18 protein-coding genes are annotated in these 19569 nt (G+C 63.4%); 10 read left to right on the top strand and 8 right to left on the bottom strand.

The annotated features are described in order from the left end of the window. Positions 1-11: 11 nt before the first annotated feature. Genes VFB05_RS00090 through VFB05_RS00045 form a run of 10 tightly spaced genes read left to right on the top strand, consistent with a single transcriptional unit; the run spans position 12 to position 9949 of the window. A complete protein-coding gene (locus tag VFB05_RS00090; RefSeq protein ID WP_325007417.1) occupies positions 12-830 on the top strand; it encodes an FAD binding domain-containing protein in 819 nt (272 codons plus the stop codon). A gap of 18 nt (positions 831-848) precedes the next feature. Continuing rightward, on the top strand, positions 849-1325 hold the full coding sequence (locus VFB05_RS00085) for a (2Fe-2S)-binding protein (protein WP_325007415.1): 477 nt from the start codon (positions 849-851) through the stop codon (positions 1323-1325). Positions 1326-1336: 11 nt separating this feature from the next. After that, entirely contained in the window at positions 1337-2911 is a 1575-nt protein-coding gene (locus VFB05_RS00080) for a xanthine dehydrogenase family protein molybdopterin-binding subunit (RefSeq protein ID WP_325007413.1), read from the top strand. A gap of 1 nt (position 2912) precedes the next feature. Continuing rightward, on the top strand, positions 2913-3935 hold the full coding sequence (locus VFB05_RS00075; protein ID WP_325007411.1) for a xanthine dehydrogenase family protein molybdopterin-binding subunit: 1023 nt from the start codon (positions 2913-2915) through the stop codon (positions 3933-3935). 11 nt (positions 3936-3946) lie between these two features. Next, the gene (locus VFB05_RS00070) at positions 3947-4828 is read left to right on the top strand and encodes a MoxR family ATPase (RefSeq protein WP_325007409.1); all 882 of its coding nucleotides are present in this window, start codon (positions 3947-3949) and stop codon (positions 4826-4828) included. After that, entirely contained in the window at positions 4825-5943 is a 1119-nt protein-coding gene (locus VFB05_RS00065) for a VWA domain-containing protein (protein ID WP_325007407.1), read from the top strand. The genes VFB05_RS00070 and VFB05_RS00065 overlap by 4 nt, the downstream gene beginning before the upstream one ends. Beyond that, entirely contained in the window at positions 5940-6830 is an 891-nt protein-coding gene (locus tag VFB05_RS00060; protein WP_325007405.1) for an amidohydrolase family protein, read from the top strand. Before VFB05_RS00065 ends, VFB05_RS00060 begins: the two co-directional genes overlap by 4 nt. Positions 6831-6870: 40 nt before the next feature. Next, the gene (locus VFB05_RS00055; RefSeq protein WP_325007402.1) at positions 6871-7719 is read left to right on the top strand and encodes an MBL fold metallo-hydrolase; all 849 of its coding nucleotides are present in this window, start codon (positions 6871-6873) and stop codon (positions 7717-7719) included. A gap of 18 nt (positions 7720-7737) precedes the next feature. Further along, positions 7738-9309: an isochorismatase family protein gene (locus tag VFB05_RS00050; RefSeq protein ID WP_325007400.1), complete on the top strand. Its 1572-nt coding sequence runs from the start codon at positions 7738-7740 to the stop codon at positions 9307-9309. A 13-nt stretch (positions 9310-9322) separates the two neighbouring features. Next, entirely contained in the window at positions 9323-9949 is a 627-nt protein-coding gene (locus VFB05_RS00045) for an FMN-dependent NADH-azoreductase (protein WP_325007398.1), read from the top strand. 124 nt (positions 9950-10073) lie between these two features. Here VFB05_RS00045 and VFB05_RS00040 read toward each other — a convergent pair whose 3' ends face one another. The 8 genes from VFB05_RS00040 to VFB05_RS00005 form a co-directional block, all read right to left on the bottom strand. Continuing rightward, positions 10074-11006 carry a sugar-binding protein gene (locus VFB05_RS00040; protein WP_325007395.1) on the bottom strand — a complete coding sequence of 311 codons (933 nt, stop codon included), beginning with the start codon at positions 11004-11006 and terminating at the stop codon, positions 10074-10076. A gap of 92 nt (positions 11007-11098) precedes the next feature. Beyond that, complete coding sequence (locus VFB05_RS00035; RefSeq protein WP_325007393.1) at positions 11099-12181, bottom strand: ABC transporter permease; 1083 nt, start codon at positions 12179-12181, stop codon at positions 11099-11101. Then, positions 12181-12945 carry an ATP-binding cassette domain-containing protein gene (locus VFB05_RS00030; protein WP_325007390.1) on the bottom strand — a complete coding sequence of 255 codons (765 nt, stop codon included), beginning with the start codon at positions 12943-12945 and terminating at the stop codon, positions 12181-12183. The genes VFB05_RS00035 and VFB05_RS00030 overlap by 1 nt, the downstream gene beginning before the upstream one ends. A gap of 12 nt (positions 12946-12957) precedes the next feature. Next, positions 12958-14280 (bottom strand): xylose isomerase, encoded by a 1323-nt coding sequence (xylA, locus tag VFB05_RS00025; RefSeq protein WP_325007388.1) that lies wholly within the window; start codon positions 14278-14280, stop codon positions 12958-12960. After that, positions 14281-15735: a xylulokinase gene (xylB, locus tag VFB05_RS00020; RefSeq protein ID WP_325007386.1), complete on the bottom strand. Its 1455-nt coding sequence runs from the start codon at positions 15733-15735 to the stop codon at positions 14281-14283. Between the two features lie 346 nt (positions 15736-16081). Continuing rightward, positions 16082-17431, bottom strand: coding sequence for a carbohydrate porin (locus VFB05_RS00015; protein ID WP_414643120.1), 1350 nt, complete (start codon positions 17429-17431; stop codon positions 16082-16084). A gap of 180 nt (positions 17432-17611) precedes the next feature. Next, the gene (locus VFB05_RS00010) at positions 17612-18667 is read right to left on the bottom strand and encodes an ABC transporter permease (RefSeq protein WP_325007384.1); all 1056 of its coding nucleotides are present in this window, start codon (positions 18665-18667) and stop codon (positions 17612-17614) included. After that, positions 18664-19569, bottom strand: a 906-nt coding sequence (locus VFB05_RS00005) for a sugar ABC transporter ATP-binding protein (RefSeq protein WP_325007382.1), incomplete at its 5' end; no start/stop codon positions are given. The genes VFB05_RS00005 and VFB05_RS00010, both read right to left, overlap by 4 nt.

Raw genomic sequence — 19569 nt, 5'->3', positions numbered from 1 at the left:
GCGGAGGCACCATGCCCATCACGGTAAAGACATTTGCGAGCACAGGCGAAGCCGCAACCGCCCTGTCGTCGGACCGGGCCGCTCGCTATCTCGGTGGCGGCACGCTGGTGATGCGCGCGCTGAACGAAGGTGACATCTCGATTTCGACCATCGTGCGCGCGAGCGATCATGCGTTGCGGCGGATCGAGGCCGCGGGGCCGCGGGTGACGATCGGCGCTGCAGTCACCTTCGCGACCATCCTTGCCGAACGCGAGCTTGCCTTCTTGCACGCCGCCGCCCGCTCGATCGGCGGCCCCGCGGTGCGCAACATGGGGACGGTTGGCGGCAATCTGTTCGCGCCGAATCCATTCGGCGATTTCACGGTCGCACTGCTCGCGCTGGACGCCACCGTCGCCCTGCAAGGCGGCTTCGGCGCACGTGACGTGCCGATCGAGGAGTTCCTGCAGGGACGCGAGCGACAAGCCGGTAGCGTCGTGATCTCGATCTCCTGCCAGAGACCAACAAGCACCGAAGCATTTCGCTATCGCAAGGTTACGCGTATCAAGCCGAAAGGCGGCTCCGTCATTACGGTCGCTGCGCACGTGCCCATCAGCAGCGGCCGCGTGGTGGGAGCGCGTGTCGCGCTCGGCTCGATGGCGCCCACCCCCATTCGTGCCAGGGCGGCCGAACGCGCACTCGAAGGCCGTCCGCTCGATTCGTCCAGCATTGCCGCTGCTGCGTCGGCTGTCACCGAAGGCACCTCGCCCGTCGATGATGCGCTAGGCAGCGCCTGGTATCGCCGCGAGTTGGCCGGCGTGCATCTGCGGCGGCTCCTCTCCGGGCAGGAATAGATAACAGGAACAGATTTCATGTCCAAGACCGCCCTTCAATTCCGTCACAATGGTCGCGACGTCGCGATTTTCGTCGACGGCGGCACCAATCTGCTGGTCGCGCTGCGCGACCTGATCGGCGACATGACGCCGAAATTCGGTTGCGGTCAGGGCGGCTGCGGCGCCTGCAGCGTGTTGATCGATGGCGAGTTGCGTCTCGCCTGCCTGACATTGGCCGAGACTGTCGCTGGATACTCCGTCGAGACGCTGGATGGGATGAAGGAAGGTCCGAGCCTGCATCCGCTGCAACGCGCCTTTGCCGACAATTTTGCCGCCCAATGCGGCTACTGCACGCCGGGGATGCTGATGGCGGCAAAAGCACTGCTTGACCGCAATCCGCAGCCGAGTCGCGCCGAGGTGGTCGAAGCGATTTCGGGCAACATCTGCCGCTGCACCGGCTACGAGCCGATCATCAATGCCGTGCTCGCCGCCGCGGGCAGTCGCGCCCGCGCCTAGAGGACAAGACCATGCTGGAACTGCGCAAGGATATCTTTGCCGACGAGCGCGACGACGATTTGAACGAAATCGGCAAGCCGACGCAGCGGCAGGACATGCTCGGCCATGTCACGGGCACCTCGACCTATTTCAATGACCACAAGCTGCAGGGTATGCTGCATTTGAAGGTGGTGCGCAGTACGCATTCGCATGCTCGGCTGCGTCGGATTGACACGACGGAGGCCGAGCGATCGAGCGGCGTGCGTCGCATCATCCGCGGCACCGACGTGCCACGCAACCTGAATACATTGCTCAGTCTGATCAACTTCGGCAAGGATGACGAGCCATCGCTCGCGGTCGACAAGGTGCGCTACAAGGGCGAGCCGATTGTCGCTGTCGTCGCCGACTCTCCGCGCGAGGCCTATGAGGCCATGGCAAAGGTGCGGATTGACTACGAGCCGCTGCCCACCGTGTTCGACGTCGAAGACGCGCTCAAGCCGGGTGCACCTGTCGTGAATGAGACCTATCCAAAGAACGCGTTCACTTATTACGAAAAATACGACCATCAGAGGCTGCGGTTCGGCGATGTCGAGCGCGGTCTTGCGCAAGCCGATCACGTGCTGGAACAACGCTACCAGATGTCGCCGATCGAACATGCGCCGACGGAGACCAATGGCTCGATCGCCGCACCCGATACCAATGGGCGCTACACGGTCTACACCTCAACGCAGGCACTGTTCTTCTCCGTCGACACCTGCGCCAAGATTCTCGACGTTCCCTCAAACACCTTCCACTTCATCGGCGGCACGGTGGGCGGCGGATTCGGCGGCAAGGTCGATACCATCACCGAGCCGCTCTCCATTCTCGCGGCCATGCTGACCGGACGGCCGGTGCGTTACATACTTGGACGTGAGGAGGAGATGCAATATGGCCCGCCGCGCGGCGCCGAGCGCATCTATATCACGGATGGCGTGATGCGCGACGGCCGCGTCGTCGCGCGCAAGGTTCGCGCCTATTTCGACAGCGGCGCGTATACAAGGCTCTCGAGCTATGCCGCGGTAAAATGTGCAGCGCATCTACCGGGGCCGTACACCATTCCCAACGTCTATGGCGACGTCTATTGCGTCTTCACCAATCGGACGCCAGCGACTGCGATGCGTGGCTTCGGGGTCACCGCGATGGACTTTGCCATCGAGTGCCAAATGGACAAGCTCGCGCATCTCGTTGGCATGGACCCGATGGAGTTTCGCATCCTCAACGCCTATCGCGACGGCGACATGAAGGCGCATCGGCGCGAGGCCAAGAACACCGCCCTGATCGAATGCGTCCAGGTTGCCGCCGAAAAAGCCAAATGGCCGCTGCGCGATGAATTCAAGCGCGCGTCGTCACGCCAGGGTGGCGGCGGCGCAGCCGTGCCGCCGCCGTCGCGCGAAGCCCATGTGCCTCCCGTAGCGGCGGCCCAGCAGCGAACCGCTTACGACCGTGCGGCGGCGAGCGCGTCCAGAGAGCTACCGCCTCCGCCCTCTCCGCCCCCTCCTCCGCGCCCGCAGTCTCCGTCGCACGGCGCGACCCGCTTCTCTTCCGTGTTCGGCACCAGGAGGCGCTGACATGGCAAAGCATCGCGGCCGCGGCATCGCCTCAATCAACTATCCCATCGGCATGAATCTCGGTGGCGATCCGAGCCAGGCCCTGGTCCATTCCAACCCTAGCGGCAAGTTCACGGTCGCGCTGTCCTCCATAGACCTCGGCCAGGGCATGAAATCGGTGACGCGCCAGATCTGCGCCGAGACCCTCGGCGTGCCGGTCGAGGACGTTTATGTCGATACCGCGGATTCCGATACCGGGCCGCATTGCATGGGCTCGTTCGCCTCGCGCGGCACCCATCGCGTCGGCAATGCCGTCATGGCCGCAGCCAAGGAAGCACGTGGCGTCATGATGGAAGCCGCGGCAGAGGAACTAGAGGTCAATGCGACCGATCTGGAAACCGACGGGCGCGGCAATATCCATGTCAAGGGCGCACCGCATCGATCCATCTCAACCAAGGACGTCGCGATCGCTGCGCAGTTCAAGCAAGGCAAGACGATCTCGGGTCGCGGCATCTTCCTGGTGCCGCTGTCCGATGTCGATCCCGAGACCGGGGAAATGTCGCCGGCCACCTGCTATGCGCACGCCTGCCTGGTCGCCGAGGTCGAGGTTGACGACGAGACCGGCGACGTCGCTATGATCCGGATGGACAGCGCCTATGAGCTCGGGCGCGCACTCAACCCTCGGCTGGTCGAGCAGCAGCTGGTCGGCGGCGCCTGGATGGGCATCAGCCACGCGCTCTATGAGACGACGGAGCCATATTATCCCGATTCGCGTCATGGGCCGCGTGACTTTGTCGAATATCTGATGCCGGGGCCCGGCGATATCTGCCCACATGACATCGCCGTGCTGGAGCGCCCGGCGGCCGACGGGCCGTTCGGCGCCAAGGGGCCGGGCGAGATGTGCGCCAATCCCGTGCTGCCGGCTATCGCGAATGCGATCTTCAACGCGGTCGGCGTGCGCATCGATGAGTTACCGATGACGCCGGAAAAGATATTGCGGGCGATCAAGGCGCAAGGCGGCGCGCGGCCGCAGGCGCGACGCTGAGGACACAAGCGGTGGCAGTTCGCAGCAACATCGTCGGGATCGACAGCCCGGAAGCGCTGGAGAAGGCGCTGCGCGCGGCCTACTACCTCGCCGACGAGGGGCTTGCGACCGCCGCCTATCTCGCGCTCGCGCTCGGCAAGCCGCTGTTGCTGGAAGGTGCACCTGGGGTCGGCAAGACCGAGGCCGCCAAGGCCATCGCGGCCGTGCTGTGCCGCCGCCTGATCCGCCTGCAGTGCTATGAGGGAATCGACGCAGCGGCGGCCCTTTACGAGTGGAACTATCCGCGCCAGATGCTCGCGATCCGTCAGGCGGGAGACGAAAGCATCGACATCTACGGCGAGACATTCCTGATCGAGCGTCCGATGCTTGCGGCCCTTCGCAACGCAGACTCCACGGTGCTGCTGATCGACGAGATCGATCGTGCCGACCAGGAATTCGAAGCGTTCCTGCTCGAATTTCTGTCGGATTTCCAGATCTCCATCCCCGAGCGCGGCACGGTGCGCGCGGCCGAACGCCCCGTCGTGGTGCTGACCTCGAACCGCACGCGCGACCTGCACGAGGCGTTGCGGCGTCGCTGTGTCTATCACTGGATCGACTATCCCACCGCCGAGCGCGAGGCACGTATCGTGATGATGCGGGCGTCCAGCGTCGCGGAATCAACCGCGCGCGCAGTGGTCGCGGCCGTCGGCAAGTTGCGCCGCGAGCCACTGACCAAGGCACCGGGAATAGCCGAAGCTGTCGACTGGGCGGAAGCCGCGACTGTGCTGCACCAAGGCGGCGCGCGCTGGCCGGACGCTTTCAAGCGCTCTATCGGGCTTGCGCTGAAGGACGAAGAGGATCTGCGGTTCATCGCACCGCGGTTGGACGCGTTGATCGCGGAGGCCGCAGCATGAGCGAGCAGATTCAGCTGCCGCGCGCGGCGCGCGTGTTCATCTCCTTTGTGGCGCTGCTTCGCGCCAACGGCTTTGCCGTCGCTCCGGAGCAGACGACCGCCTTTCTTGCCGCCGTCGAACTTCTGGGACCAAGGAGCCTCGACCACATCCGTCGGGCAGGGCTCGCAACGCTCGCACCGCCGCCCGAGCGGCTCGCCACCTATCACCGGCTGTTCGACATTCACTTCATCGGTCATGAGCAGCTCACAGCCGAAGGCGCCGAGGATGACGAGATCGTGCGCCTGCAGGAAGAAGGAAGCGGTGACGAGGAGCCACTGCTGGGCGAGGAGGCCAATGAATCGGGGCTCATCGCGACGCGTTCCGAGGCCTTGGTCGAGCGCCGATTCGGACAAGGCACGAGCGGCGACGCCTTGCGGCGGCTGTCGCGCGAAGCCCGTTCCCGCCTGCCGCGCCGGCGCGGCTATCGGCACCGGCGTGCGCGGCGTGGTCCATGGTCGGATCTCCGCCGTACCTTGCGTGAAACGGTGCGAAACGACGGCGAGATCCTGCATCTGGCACGCCTGAAGCGGCGGACGCGGCTGCGTCGGATGCTGCTCCTGATCGACGTGTCGGGATCGATGAAGGCGCGCACCGAGGAGAACATGCGACTGGCGCATACGCTGGTGCAGGCCACAGCCAATATCGAGGTCTTCACCTTCGGCACCCGCCTCACCCGGGTCACGCGCGCGCTTCGCCTCAAGCGCCGCGAGCAGGCGCTGGATGCGGCTTCGCATCTCGTCAGCGACTGGGACGGCGGCACCCGGATTGGCGACGCGTTGCAGGCTTTCCTGGCGGTGCCACGATTTGCCGGCTATGCGCGCGGCGCCGTGGTCGTCGTGATTTCGGACGGCCTGGAACGCGGTGATCCCGCGGGCTTGCGCGATGCCGTCGCAAAGCTGTCGCGGCGCGCCTGGCGGCTCAGCTGGCTTACGCCGCTCGCGACGGGCCCCGATTTTGTGCCACGAACGGAGGCGCTGATCGCAATCGCGCCTCTCGTCGATGAGATCGTCGATGGCGGCTCAGCTACGGCCGTCGTTTCGCATCTCTTGTCGCTTGGATCGAGGAAAGCGGCATGACCGAGATCGTGGACGCGCATCATCACATCTGGCGGCAGTCTGACCTGCCCTGGCTATCCGGCCCGATGCAGCCGCGGATCTTTGGTCCTTATGAACCGATCCGCCGGGACTACAGCATCCGCGAATATCTTGATGACCTCGCGGGGACCGGCGTCACGCGCTCGGTCTATGTGCAAACCAATTGGGCCAAAGAAGGTTTTGAGGACGAAGCAGCCTGGGTGCAGCGCACCGCCGACCAGCACGGCTGGCCGCACGCGATCGTCGCTTATGCCGACCTTACCGTCGAAGACGTCCGTCCGCAGCTCGACCGTCTCGCGCGCTATCCGCTTGTGCGCGGTGTGCGCATGCAGCTGCACTGGCACGACAATCCGCTGTATCGTTTTGCTGCACGCCCGGATCTCTGCAACGATGCTGCCATCCAGCGCAACATTACCCAGCTTGCCGATTACGGCTGGAGTTTCGATCTCCAAGTCTTTGCGCCGCAAATGGCCGACGCAGCCGGCCTCGCCCGAGCTTGTCCCAAGGTCACCTTCATCCTGCAACATGCGGGCATGCTCGAGGACCTCTCGCCGGAAGGCCGCGCCGCCTGGCGCGCAGGGCTATCGCTGCTCGCTGCCTGTCCGAACGTCGTGTCAAAGCTTTCCGGCCTCGGCACCTTCATTCATCGCAATGACGCCGCGCACGTCGCCGACGTGCTGAAGCAGACGGTTGCAATGTTCGGCGCGAAGCGTTGCCTGTTCGGCTCGAACTTCCCGATCGAGAAATTGTGGACCAGCTACCGGAGCCTGGTCGATGCCTATCTCGCCGCAGCCGCACAGCTTGACGCGGATCAGCGCGATGCAATCTTCAGAACAACCGCCACACGCGTCTACCGCTTAAATCCATAAGAGCGCGCGTGGCGAAACAACACAATCGGGGAGGACATCGATGCCCTTGGAGATCAAGATCCTGGATTATGGCGATATCGAACTGGAATCGAGCTTCCTTGTGCTCGGCCGCGATTGCGGCCGGACGCGCCGGGTCCTGACGCTGGGATTCCTGATCCTCGGCGGTCCCTACCCGGTGGTGATCGACACCGGCTATCGCTCCAACCAGATCATGGAAACGCTCGGCATGCGCGGCCTGCAATTCCACGAGAACATGATCGAGAACCAGCTCGCTCGCCATGGCGTGCGCATGGGTGACGTCCGCTTCGTCTGTCACACGCACCTGCATATCGACCACGCAGGCAAGGATGATCTATTTCCGATGAACACGACCGTGGTGCTCAATCGACGCGAGCTGGAATATTCCGTCTCCGGTCTGATGCATCCGCAGTATCCCGCGCCCGACATCAAGCATCTGGTCGATCGCCTCCATACCAAGGGCGCGTTGCGTTTCCTCGATCTCGAGCTGACCGGCCCGATCGAATTGATGCCGGGCGTCTATTGCGAAGCGGCTAATGCCCACACCGAGGGCTCGATGAACATCCACGTCCATACCGCTGACGGCGTTGCGACGATCTGCGGCGACGTGATCTATGATTTCAATGACCAGATCGTCACGCCGTTCAATGAGATCCAGGATTGGGAGCCGCGCACCACCGGCAATCACGGCACCAGCAAGCGCGCGGAAAAAGCCGCGATCAAGAAGCTGCTCAGCAACGCACGCTATCTCCTTCCCGTTCATGACAGACCCGCGAAAATCGAAGGCGGCGCAGTCGTTGGGCGGCTGCATGATCAGGTCCCCGGCCCGATTGTCCAAACCATGCCACGGCGTGATTGGTTTCCCGCTTAAGCCAGCGAGCACACGCAAATGACACACGTCACCCTGCGCAGCGAATTTGAAGGCCTGATCGATCCCTATGCACCGGTCGGCCAGGTCGGGACGGGCTTTGAGTTCACGGAGGGACCGATCTGGCATCCGCTCGATCACTACCTGCTGTTCTCCGATATGCCGGCGGATGTGCGCCGGCGATGGGACGCCCGGCGCGGCGTCGTCGAGGTCAGGCGTCCCGCGAACAAATGCAATGGCATGACCTACGACGCCGAGCTCAATCTGATTGTCTGCGAACACGCGACGTCATCCCTCATTCGCGAGCGTCCTGACGGCCGGCGTGAGGTGTTGGCTTCGCATTTCCAGGGGCAGGAGCTCAACAGCCCCAACGATGTCTGCATACATTCCTCCGGCGCGATCTATTTTTCCGATCCTTGGTACGGTCGCATGCCGGTCTATGGCGTCGAGCGGCCTCGCCAGCTCGGCTTCCAGGGTGTCTATCGGCTGCCGGGGGCCAGCGGTGAGCCAAAGCTCGTGGTCGATCGCGACCTGTTCGACCAGCCGAACGGCCTGTGCTTTTCGCCGGACGAACGGCGGCTCTATGTCAACGACACCACGCAGGCGCTGATCCGGGTCTTCGATGTCGAGCCCAATGGCAATCTCGCCAACCCGCGGGTGTTTGCCAGCGGCATTCGCTCCGAGCTCGAGCCCGGCGTGCCGGACGGCATGAAATGCGACCAGCACGGAAACGTCTGGGTCACCGCGCCCGGCGGCGTATGGGTGTATTCGCCGAATGGAGAGCTGCTCGGCAAGGTGCGCGTGCCTGAGCTGGTCGCCAACCTCGCCTGGGGCGGTGCCGATTTCCGCACCCTTTATCTGACCGCGACCCATTCAGTCTATGCGATCCCGACCAAGGTCGGGCCGCGGCATGAGCCCTATATGAGCGCCAGGCGCGCCGGCAGTGCTGCCGCCTCGTCTGCGCCAACGGCAAAATTGCTGGACGGCGAGATGCGGCTCGATCCGCAGCGCTGCGCGATGATCATCCAGGACCTGCAGAACGACGTGATCATGGACGGCGGCGCCTTTGCCGAGTCCGGCGCGCCACAGCATGCGCGGCAGCAGCGCGTGGTCGACAATGTCCGCCGGCTTGCCGAAGTCGCCCGAGCCCGCGGCGTCGTTATCATCCTTGTCTGGTTCGTCGTCGAGCCGGGCGCGCCCGGCGTGACGTTGAACGCGCCTCTGTTCGAGGGGCTGGTCGACAGCAAGGCGATGGTGCGCGGCAGCTGGGGCGCGGCACCTGTGTCCGGGCTGGAGCCGCGGCCCGGCGACTTCATTGTCGAGAAGATGCGCATGAGCGCCTGGGAAGGCACCAGGCTCGAGACAATTCTCAAGGCGACCGGTCGCGACTTCATCATCAACACCGGTGCGTGGACCAACATGTCGGTCGAGCACACCGCGCGCACGGGAGCGGACAAGGGCTACTTCATGATCGTCCCCGAGGATTGCTGCTCGACGATGAATCCCGAGTGGCACAACGCTTCGATCAACTTCGCCCTGCAGAACGTCTCCGTCGTAACCAATGCCGATGCGGTCATCAAGGCTTTGGGCTGAATGAGGGCTAAGGATGCCCAAGCTCCTGCACCTCGCCTGCTCGCCGCGTCCCGATTCCGAATCGGCAGCCGGCGCGCGCGTCTTTCTCGATCGCTTCCGCCAGGCGCGGCCGGAGTGGGACATCGATGTCATGGATCTGTGGCGCGACAGCCTGCCGGAATTTACCGGCGCGCTGCTCGAAGCAAAATATGCGCGCATCAATGGACGCGCCTTCACCGATGCGGAGCGCGATCGATTTGCGGTCGCAGAGCGCATCGCCGTTCGCTTCGCGCTCGCCGAGCGGGTCGTGATTTCGACGCCGATGTGGAATTTCGGCATTCCCTACAAGCTGAAGCAATGGTTCGACATAGTGATCCAGCCGGGATTAACCTTCCGCTTCGATCCGTCCCAGGGCTATTTGCCTTTGCTCAAGGACAGGCCGACGCTCGTCATCCTCGCGAGCGGCGGCGACTTTGCAACGGGCATGAACCGCGGCCGCACCGACATGGCAACTCCGTATTTGCGTGAAGCGCTCCGGTTCATCGGCGTCAAAGACGTGCGATTCGTACCGATCGGCCCCACGACCGGTCCGGTTGAGCCCGTTCGCCTGGCACGAGAGAACGCACATCGACGACTTGCCGAAATGGCCGGGCGATTTTGAGGCTGACGGCCGCACCGATGTCATGGGGAGCCTCGCGCGCCGTATTGACGTAAATGGGCGGAGGCTCCCCACCACCCCTCTCCTGAACAAGAGAGGCGCGCAGGAACGTCGGGCTGGTACGTTCCTACTTCAGCATCGCGGCAACGTTGTCCTTGGTCACGAGGTCAAGACCGGTGTAGATGATCTCAGGCACCTTCTGGCCCTTCTTGATTGCAAGAAGCGTATCCATCGACTTCTCGCCCATCTCGAACGGACGCTGGCCGACCAGCGCATTGACGTAACCCTCGTTCAGAAGCTCCAGCTGCATCCTGAGGGTGTCGGCGACGACAAGTGTGAACTTGCCTGCGTCGATGTCCTTCTTGCTCTTGCTGGCGAACGCCTTGAAGCCTTCCGGCGCGAACATCGGCCAACCGCCGACCGGGATGATGGCCGCGAGGTCGGGCGTGGCGGTGCGCAAGTCTGTCATCTGCTGCACGGCAAGCGCGGGGTCGTCATTGCAGAAGGTCGGCGAGCCCTGGACCTCGGTCCATTTCGAACCCTTCAGCGCCTCGCGGACGCCGTTGACGCGCTCGGCCAGGTTCTCCGCACCCGGCCCGCCGGAGACCATTGCGTATTTGCCGCCATCGGGCCGGAGCTTCAGCAATTGCTTGCCAAGCGCGATGCCGAACTCCTTGTTGTTGGTGCCGATATACGCAATCCGCTTCGAGCCCGGCGCGTCGGCGTCGAACGTGATGACCGGAATGCCGGCCGCCGTCGCCGCCTCGATCGACTTGGTCATCGCAGCAACGTCGGCCACCGAGATGGCCAGGCCGTCCACCTTTTGGGTGACAAAATCCTGGATGATCTGCGCTTGCGTCGCCGGCTCGTGCTCGACAGGCCCCTTGTAGATGCATTCGATATTCCCGAGCTCCTTGGCACGCTTCTCGCAGCCGTCGCGCGCGAAGTCGAAGAACGGATTGTTCATGGCCTTCGGCACGATCACGAATTTGTAGTTCTGGGCGAACGCCGGTGTCGCCATCATGGCAACTGCGATGCCGGCAAGAAGAAGTTTCCGCATTGCTTCCCTCCACTCTCTTGTGCCTATCCTTTTGAAAGCTGTGCTCCGGGAGGCGGATAGGCCATCTTTGATTATCCTCCAGGAGGGACTCTTCAGGCCATGCGCGATCGGATGCGATCGACCAGCACCGCCACGATGATGATCACGCCCACCAGGGCCTGCTGCCAATAAGAGTTGACCTGCGCGAGCACGAGGCCGTTGCGGATCACCTCCAGCAGCACGCAACCGACAATGGCGCCGAGTGGCCCGCCAACGCCGCCGGCGAGATTGGCGCCGCCGATAACAGCGGCCGCAATGACGTTGAGCTCATAGGAGGTCGCCATGTTTGCCGGGGCCGATCCCAGCCAGCCGGAGACGATGATGCCCTGCAGTCCCGCCGCCAGCGCGCAGATGACATAGACCGCCATTTTCACCCGCACGACCGCAATGCCGGTCAGTGCGGCCGCCTTCTCATTGCCCCCGAGTGCAAAGACGTGACGACCGAAGCTGGTGTGATGCAACACCACCGCCATCGCCACCGCGAGGCCCACGAGATAAATGAACGGCGCCGGCATCCCGAACACGACGCCCGAGGTCAGGCCGTAGAAATAATCGGCGTCGGGGCCGCCGGGAAAACTGCCGCGGCCGTTGGTCACGACATAACCCAGTCCGCGCACAATCGAGAGCATTCCGAGCGTGGTGACGAAGGGGGACAACCCAAGCACCGCGATGCAGAAGCCGTTGACGAGGCCGACGATGAGCGCAACGCCGAGCCCTGCCAGGACCGAGACGCACATGATCAGGCCCGGCACATTCGCGACCACCGTCTTGCCGTCAGCGGCCAGGTGCACGAACCACTCGGCCCCAGGCATGCCCGGCGTCGAGAGGTGCGTCATCACCATTGAGGTGATAATCGCGGAAAAGCACATCATCGAGCCGACCGAAAGATCGATTCCGGTGGTGATGATGACAAAGGTCATGCCGAGCGTTGCGATCGCGATGAAGGAAAAATTCTTCGCCACGTTCTGCAGATTGCCTTCGGTGAAGAAATAGGGGCTCGCGAAGTTCATCACCACGAACAGCGCCACAAGTGCGAGCAGCACGTAGCCGGTCTGCGACGCAAAGATGCCGCTCTGCCACCACTTGGCTTTGCCGACATTGCTGAATGTAATGGGAGATTCGATCGGCATGGCCATTACGCAGCCTCCTTCGCTCCGGTAATGAGGGAGGTGACCTCCTCGGGGCTGGTATCGCCGATCGCCTTGTCGGCGCGCTTCTCGCCACGGCGCATCACCACGACACGGTCGCAGACCGCGAACACGTCCGGCATGCGATGCGAGATCAGCATCACCGCGACACCCTGCTCTTTCAGGCGATGGATCAGGCCCAGGACTTGCTCGACCTGGCGCACCGAGATCGCGGCGGTCGGCTCGTCCATCATCACGAGCTTGGCGTTGGAGAGCCGCGTCCGCGCAATCGCGACCGCCTGACGCTGGCCGCCCGACATCTGCTTGACCAGGTCATGCGGACGGGTCTCCGAGCGCAGCTCTCCAAACAGCTCGAGCGCTCGCGCCGCCATTGCCTTGTGATCGAGAAACGCGAACGGCCCAAGCTTGCGTTTGAGTTCGCGGCCGAGGAAGACATTGGCTGCAGCGGTGAGATTGTCGGCGAGCGCGAGGTCCTGGTACACCACCTCGATTCCGACCGCGCGGGCATCAATCGGACGGGTGAAATGAACCGGTTTGCCATCAAAGCGTATCTCGCCGCGACTCGGCGGGAAATTCCCGGCGATGATCTTGACGAGCGTCGACTTGCCGGCGCCGTTGTCACCCATCAAACCAACGACCTCGCCGGGCGTGATGCGCAGATCGACACCGTGCAGCGCACGAATGGCGCCGAACTCCTTGCCGACGCCCGTCAATTCCAGGACCGGTTGTCCGGCAGCGTGAGGGGTTACCATGTTTGGCCTCGCTCAGACATGCAGGTTGACCAGCGATTCCAGATATTCCTGGCGTCCCGAACGCGGCGCTGGATCGAAGCCGGGCGCGAGCGCACGGTCGGCGAGATCGGCGAGTGAACGCTCTCCCGCGAGGATCGCTTGCCCCTCCGCACCGGCCCAACCTTCATACCGCTTCGCAAGCGGATCGCTGAGCACACCCGCATCGAGCATATCGGCGGCGGCAAGGAAAGCGCGGGCGCAGGCATCCATGGAACCAGCATGGGCGTAGATCAAATCGTCGGGATCGATCGACTGGCGCCTGATCTTGGCATCGAAATTCAACCCGCCCGTGGTGAAACCGCCGTTGCGCAATACCTCGTGGAACACGAGCGCCAACTCGGGCACGTTCATCGCGAACTGGTCGGTGTCCCAGCCGAGCAGTTCGTCGCCGCGATTGATGTCGAGCGAACCGAACACACCAAGCGCCTGGGCGAGCGCGACCTCGTGCTGGAACGAATGCCCTGCAAGGATGGCATGGTTCTGCTCGATGTTGAGCCTGACGTCCTTCAACAGATCATAGCGCTCGAGAAAGCCGTAGCAGGTGGCGACGTCGAAATCATATTGATGCTTGGTCGGCTCTTTCGGCTTGGGCTCGATCAGGATGGGACCCTTGAAGCCTATTCTGTACTTGTGCTCGACGACGAGCGAGACGAAGCGGCCGAGCTGGTCGAGCTCGCGCTTGATGTCCGTGTTCAACAGCGTTTCATAGCCCTCGCGGCCGCCCCAGAGCACATAGTTCTGGCCGCCCAGCCGGTGCGTCACGTCCAGCGCGGCGCGCACCTGGCCGGCTGCGTAGGTGAAGACGTCGGGGTCCGGATTGGTCGCAGCGCCCGCCATGTAGCGGCGATGGGTGAACAGATTGGCGGTACCCCAGAGCAGGCGCACCTTGCTCGCTGCCATCTTCTGTTCGAACAGCTCGGCAATGACGTTGAGATTCTTCACGGACTCGGCGAGCGAGGCGCCTTCCGGGGCGGCGTCGACGTCGTGGAAGGTGAAGAACGGCACGTCGAGCAGCCGAAACAGCTCGAACGCGACGTCGGCCTTGGCGCGTGCCAGCGCCATTGGGTCGGTGCCGTGATGCCATGGCCGCAGGAACGTCTCGCCGCCGAACGGATCGCTGCCGGGCCAGCAGAACGAGTGCCAGTAGCAGACGGCAAAGCGCAAATGGTCCTCAAGGCGCCGGCCCTGGACGATGCGGTCCTTGTCGTACCAGCGGAACGCGAGCGCCCCCTTTGTGTCCTTGCCGCCGTAGGCGACCGGCTCGGTCACAGCAAAGAATTTGGCTGAGGTATTCACTTAAACGTCCTCCTTCAGCGCAGGATAGAGCTTTCGCCATTGGTGATAGGCGTCCTCATAGGCGGCCGCGGCGGTTGCGCGCGGCTCGAACGTCGCAAGACGCCGCGGGCGCGTGCACACAGCAGCCGGCCTCTCGCCCGTGGCCGCGAGCCTGCCGAGGCGTGCGGCGCCGAGCGCAGCGCCCACCTCGCCTTCCTCGACGCGGTGCACGGGAATGCCGAGCACATCGGCACAGATCTGCGCCCACAGTGCCGATCGCGAGCCGCCGCCGACGAGATCGAGCTCGGTGATTGCCGAGCTCGCATGACCTAGCGCGACAAGATTGTCGCGCGCGGCAAAGGCGACACCCTCAAGCACGGCCTGCACCATCTGGTCGCGCCCGGTCACGCCGCGAAGGCCGACGAACGCCCCCGTTGCCGCAGCATCATTATGTGGCGTGCGCTCGCCATCGAGGTAGGGCAGGAATTTGACCGGGCTCGGCCCGTCGACTGCTTCGCCAAGCGGCGATAGCAGCGCCGCAGCCGACGTTCCCATGATGCCGGACAGCCAGGCAAGTGAAGCGGCTGCAGACAACATCACGCCCATCTGGTGCCAGAGGCCCGGAAGCGCGTGGCAAAACGCATGCACCGCCGATGCCGGTGCCGGCGCGAACCGATCGGTGACGCGGAACACGACGCCGGACGTGCCGAGCGACAGGAATGCATCGCCAGGCGCGATCGCGCCGAGCCCGATTGCGCTTGCCGCGCAATCGCCTGCGCCGCCCGCGACCAGAACGTCATTCGCCATGCCCCAGCGGCGGGTGAATTCCGGCGCAAGATGGGCGCTCACCTCGCTACCTTCGACCAGTCGGGGCATGTGATGCAGATCGAGGCCCGTGGCTTTGAGGAGCAATTCCGACCAGCGGCGCTGACCGACGTCAAGCCACAACGTTCCCGCTGCATCCGACATGTCCTCGACCATCTCGCCGGTCAGGCGATAGCGGACATAAGCCTTCGGCAGCAGCACCTTTGCGATTCGCTCGAAAATCTCCGGCTCATGCCGCGCCACCCATAAAAGCTTGGGTGCGGTGAAGCCGGGCATCGCAAGATTTCCGGAAATATTCCGAAGCAGCGGACAGTAGCGCTCCAGCGCGGCGCATTCGGCATGGGAACGGCCGTCGTTCCAGAGAATCGCAGGCCGGAGCGGACGGCCATCCTCCCCGAGCAGGGTGGCGCCATGCATCTGGCCGGAAAGACCGATGCCGCGGACCTGGGCGATCTCGCGCGAGTTGGAGGAGGCAAGTGCATCGACCGCCCCAACCGCCGCCTCGAACCATGCATCCGGATCCTGCTCGGACCACAGCGGCGCGGGATGCGAGAGCGTAAGCTCGCGCGCAGCGGTCGCGACAATCGCGCCAGCCTCGTTCACAAGCACCGCTTTCACACCGGACGTGCCGATGTCCATTCCGAGATGCACGCCTTCCTCCGTTTCACGCTGCGTTGCGGTCAGCGAACTGCGCCGCCATTTCCGCAATAGGCCCCTGCTAGCACTGACTGCAGCCGGCCGACGACACGGCCGCAAAGGGTTCGCTCTTCCGGCCAAGCAATTGTGGTCGCACCTCGGTGCGTCCTGGCCGTTGTTCAAAACCTCCGAGCACGTCGGCCTCTGCAAGCCGCGCCGAGTGCTCTCCATTACAACCGAGAGCCGCCCTGATGATCGGGCGAGCTCTAATCAAATTCCTCGGCATGCCCGCGTACGGGCATGCCGCATATTTCGCGTCAGCGTCACTCAATCCTTCGGCTGACCTCAGTCTGTCGCCGCATCAGAAGTGAACCAGGGTGCGCATACCAAGAACCCAAGCATTATCGGTCTTCACGCCGGCGGCGTTATAGCCGCGCCCGCCAGGATTGATCACATACTGCGCGTCAAACTTGAGGTTCATCCAGCCGGTCGCCTGCCAGCCATACCAAACTTCGAGCGGAACTTCGTTGCCGCCTGCATTCGGACCGAAGGCGGCCGAATTCACGTGGGTCGTGCCCACCGCAAACGCGACTTCGTCATCGGGACGGAAGGAGAATGTTCCGGTGTGCTTGATGCCCCCGGCGATCTGGTAGTCCTGGAAAGCGGTCCGGTGATCGGCCCAGGTCGTATTGAGGAAGGCATACCAGCCTTGCGCCTTGGGGCCGTCGACGGTCAACCGTTGCAGGATCGACTCATAGATTCCGTAGCGGCCTCTTTGATCCCCGAGATTTTGATCCGGGACACCACCGACGCCCGGTATGGTCGCGATGATGCCGGGCAGGCCACCGTCGATGGTCGAGGCATTGTCGTACCAGCCGCCGAATCTCCAGGTCCCGTAGAGCGGACCGCTCGGGCTCCAGGTCAACTCCACCGGCACCATCACGCCCGAGCCGGGGTTTGAGCCGGGGACGCCGGGCAAGAAGTAGATGCTGGGATCTGACGTTGTCAGATAGTTCGGATTGGCGTCGTACACGCCGGCCGAAATCTGCAATTCCTTCGTGATGTTGAAATGGGCCACGCCAGCCCATTGGCTCACCGGCCAGTTGTAGATGTAGCCACCCTGGATGTTGCCGGGCTGGCCGCCGCAGAAGGTCAGGTTGATGAACTCGCACAGACCGAAGAAGAAGTCGGAACCGACCGGAAGGCGGCCGCCCTTCAGTTCGAGGCGGTCATCGAAAAGCTTCTGCGAGTAGTAGAGTTCGGTCAGGCGCAGAATATTGCCGCGGCCGAAAACTTCGTTGGTCAGTTGCAGCGCCGGAATGCCCGCCTGGGTATTCAGATTGTCGCCGAAGCGATCGACCAGCGTGAGGCCGACCGTGCCGCCCGGGATGCCAGCAAGCTTCGCCATGTCGAGCTTGGCCTGAAAGAACAGTTGGCCCGCATTCGCCCCAGTCTTCTTGTCTCCACCCGATAGGTTGGTGACGGCTTCGTCACCCAGCGTCAGGGCCAGCGAGATGCCCTGCTCCTTCAGCTTCGTCCTGCCGAGATCGCCAAACAGATACGGCCTCGTCCAGAAATTATCGTCAACATAAGGAACGGGCGGAGCCTTCGTCATGAGATCGGCCGCATGGGCCCCCCCGCTCAACAGCGATGATAAGGCAATCCCGACCCCCCACAGGCATGCGATGTTAACAGATCTATTGAACAACATATTCTGGTACTCCCAGCGTCCCCGGGCTTTGTATGTCCTTGTGTCACGTCCCGGCCCAAAGCCCTTGCGCCTGGAACGTGTCTCCTCCCCAGTACAAACCGATTCAGCCGACGGAGAAGCGGCTGCTCGCTCCAACTGAACTATTTGGACCGCATAGTCTGGCCTCTGATTATTGAACGGTCATACCTGTTCACCCCCGCTCGTCGGCAATGCTGCACCACGCGCTGGCGCGCTCTGCTTTCCTTCACGTGTCGATCTCGGCGCGGTACGCGCCAGCCCGTCCAGCGCCGCCCTACGCCGTCGACGGGCCTGCAATTGCTGATCCGCCAGCACGCCGAGCAAAATCACCGTCCCCATCACCGCGAAGTTGAGGGAATTGGGAATACCCAGGATGTTCACGAGGTTCTGCAGCACCTGCAGCAGCGCCGTCCCCAGCACGATACCGAGAATGGAGCCCTCGCCGCCGCGCAGGCTGCATCCACCCAGGACGGCAGCCGCGATGGCATAGAGCTCGTAGAAATTGCCGAACGAACTCGGAGACACTGAGTTGGTGTAGAACACGAACAGGACGGTCGAGACGCCGGCGAGCCCGCCACTGATGATGTAGGCGGTCGCGATCACGAGATCGGTGTTGATACCGGAGAAGCGCGCCGCTTCCTCGTTCTTGCCCACGGCATACAGCCAACGCCCGTAAACGGAGCGGTGCAGCAGCACGCCGAGGATCAGCGCAAGGATGATCAGGAAGATGAAGGTGTTCGGGATGCCCGCGATATTGCCGGAGGCGATGTTGCTCAGTGTGCTGGCCTCGTCACCGTAACCAAAGCCGCGCGTCGAGTCGCTCGTATAATAGCGCGCGGCGCCGCGATAAATCAGCAACCCGCACAGGGTTACGATGAAGGGCTGCATTTTCAGCCGCGTGATCAGGAAACCCTGGATGGCCCCGAGCGCGAGACCGCCGAGTAGAACCAGCAGCAGCGCCAACGGCCAATAGATCTCATAAGTGGTCAGAAGGTCGACGAAGACGACGCCAAGCAGCGCGAACATCGAGCCGAGCGACAGATCGATGCCTCCGGTAATGATCACGAGCCCCTCGCCCAGCGCGAACACGCCGAACAGGCCGATCAAATTGGCCATATTCAGCAAGTTCACGAACGACAGGAAGGCCGGATTGATCGCGCCCGTTATGGCGGAAATCAGTGCCAGCAGCAGGAACAGGCCGAGTTCTTTCTTCATCATGGCGAAGCGGCTTCCATACTCTCAAGCGCTTGGCCAATCGCCAGCCGCAGCACGTTGTATTCGCTGAACTGCTCGCGCTCGAGCACGCCGCTGACACTCCCCTCATGCATCACGGCCACCCGGTCGGAGACGCCGATGACCTCCTCCATGTCCGAGGAGATCATCACGATCGCGACGCCCTTGTCGGCGAGCTCGCGCATCAGCGCGTAGATCTCGCTCTTGGCACCGACATCAATGCCGCGGGTCGGCTCGTCAAAGAACATCACGCGCGGCGCCATGGAAAGCCACTTGGCCAGCACCACTTTTTGCTGATTGCCGCCCGACAGCGTGACAGCCTCCGTATCGATGCTAGGCGCCTTGATGGACAAGCTCCTCGCTTGCTCTTTGGCGACCTTGCGCTCGGCCGTGCCACTGACCAGCCACATCCGCGCATAGTTCAGCAAATTCGCGAGCGTCACGTTTTCCCGGATCGGCAGTTCCAGCACGAGCCCGGATTTCTTGCGGTCCTCCGGCACGAGATAGATGCCTTGCCTGATCGCGTCCCGCGGCGAGGCGACCCCGATGGGCACGTTGTCGATCCTGATCTCGCCGCCGAGCAGCGGGTCAATCCCGAATGCGGCGCGCGCGAGCGAGGTACGGCCAGCGCCGACGAGCCCCGCCAGTCCGAGAATCTCACCGCGCCGCACGGACAGATTGATCTGCCGGTCGGGAAAGGCCGATGTCACGACCTCGACGAGATCGCAGCCGCCCGGCTGCGGCGAGCTTTGCGGCGGCGTATAGAGCGCCTTCAGGTCGCGGCCGATCATCAGCCGGATCATTGCGGAATGGCTCAGCTCGTCGCGCGCCAGCTCGCCCACCGTCCGTCCGTCGCGCAGCACCACCACGCGATCGGCGCAGGTCAT

The organism is Bradyrhizobium sp. (assembly GCF_035652035.1).
Taxonomy (GTDB): Bacteria; Pseudomonadota; Alphaproteobacteria; order Rhizobiales; family Xanthobacteraceae; genus Bradyrhizobium.
The sequence above is the reverse complement of the archived record's forward strand: the minus strand, read 5'-3'. Positions and strand labels throughout refer to the sequence as shown.